The sequence below is a fragment of the Pelomonas sp. Root1217 genome, assembly GCF_001425705.1.
In the GTDB taxonomy this organism is placed as follows: Bacteria; Pseudomonadota; Gammaproteobacteria; order Burkholderiales; family Burkholderiaceae_C; genus Pelomonas.
In genome coordinates this window covers 1-1,613 of the sequence record NZ_LMDC01000020.1, presented here as the reverse complement: position 1 = coordinate 1,613, position 1,613 = coordinate 1, and the positions used below count along the sequence as shown (strand labels likewise).

Here is a 1,613-nt window from a genome sequence, read left to right as displayed (position 1 = left end):
GCGCAGCAACTGGACGCCTTGGACCCGCAGACGCGGCAAGCCGTGCAGTCGCTGCTCGCCCAGGTCCAGCAGCGTGACACCGAGCTCGCCTTCAAGCAGGCGCTCATCGACAAGCTCACGCACGAGATGGCGATCCTCAAGCGGATGAAGTTCGCCGCCACCAGCGAGCGCTTCGCCAGCACCCTCTCGGCCGAGCAGCGAAGCCTGCTGGAGGAGACGCTGGACACCGACATCCATGAGCTCGACGGCGAACTGCAGCGCCATCGCAAGAAGAGCGACAAGAAGGACGAGGACGAGAAGCAACAACCCAAGCGCGCCCAGTTGCCCGCTCACCTGCCGCGTCGCGACGTGCCGCACGAGCCGACCGACACGACCTGCGGCTGCGGCGAGGCCATGCGGCGCATCGGCGAGGACGTGGCCGAGAAGCTGGACTACCAGCCGGGCGTCTTCACGGTCGAGCGCCATGTTCGTGGCAAGTGGGTCTGCAAGTGCTGCGAGTGCATCGTGCAGGCGCCGGTGCCGGCACACGTGATCGACAAGGGCATCCCGACGACAGGCCTGCTGGCCCACGTGCTGGTGGCCAAGTTCATGGACCATTTGCCGTTGTACCGGCAGGAGGCCGTGTTCGCGCGCGCCGGCCACGTGATTGCCCGCTCGACGCTGGCGGAATGGGTGGGCGCCTGTGGCGCGCAGCTGCAGCCGTTGGTGCAGGCCCTGGCCGACGAGCTCCGGCGCCACATGGTGCTCCACGCCGACGAGACGCCGGTAGCCATGCTCAAGCCGGGCAACGGCAAGACCCACAAGGCCTACATCTGGTCGTACTGCACACCGAGCACCAACCCCGTCAAGGCCGTGGTGTTCGAGTTCAGCGAGACCCGCAGCGGCGAGAACGTGCGCGACTTCCTTCGGCTCGAGACGCCCAACGCCTGGAAGGGCACGCTCCTCACCGACGGCTTCAGCGGCTACTCGGCCTGTGTCGACAAGGGGGTCACCTCCGCCCAATGCATGGCCCATAGCCGCAGGAAGTTCCACGAACTCTGGGCCAACCATGGCAGCAAGGTCGGCGAGCAAGCGCTGCGCTTCTACCAAGCCCTGTTCCGCATCGAGCGCCAGGCTGAGCAACTCACCAGTGACGCGCGACGGCGGATCCGGCAGCGCAAGTCACGACGGGTTCTGGCCGTGTTCTACCGGTGGCTGCTCGGGCAACGGCAGTTGGTGCCGCCCGGCTCCGCGACCATCAAGGCCATCGATTACAGCTTGAAGCGCTGGAAGGAGCTCACGCACTTCGTGAACGACGGCGACGTGCCGATCTCGAACAATTGGGTCGAGAACCAGATCCGCCCGATCGCGGTCGGAAGATCCAATTGGTTGTTCGCCGGCAGCCTGCGGGCCGGCAAGCGCGCCGCGGCCATCATGAGCCTGCTTCACTCGGCACGCATCAACGGGCACGACCCATACGCCTACTTCAAGGACGTCCTGGATCGCTTGCCGACTCACCCCGCCAGCCGGATCGACGAGCTGCTGCCGCATCGCTGGTCATCACCAGCAGCACGCTCAGCCGCCGTAGCTGGTCGTGAAGAAGGCGCCCTTGCGCTCAACGCCCTTGCGCTCAA

General features: G+C 66.3%; 1 protein-coding gene. It reads left to right on the top strand.

Going from position 1 to position 1,613, the window contains the following annotated elements:
- Positions 1 to 9: 9 nt before the first annotated feature.
- Positions 10 to 1,613: IS66 family transposase (locus ASC95_RS14310; protein WP_235537928.1), on the top strand; the 1,604-nt coding region annotated here is incomplete at its 3' end.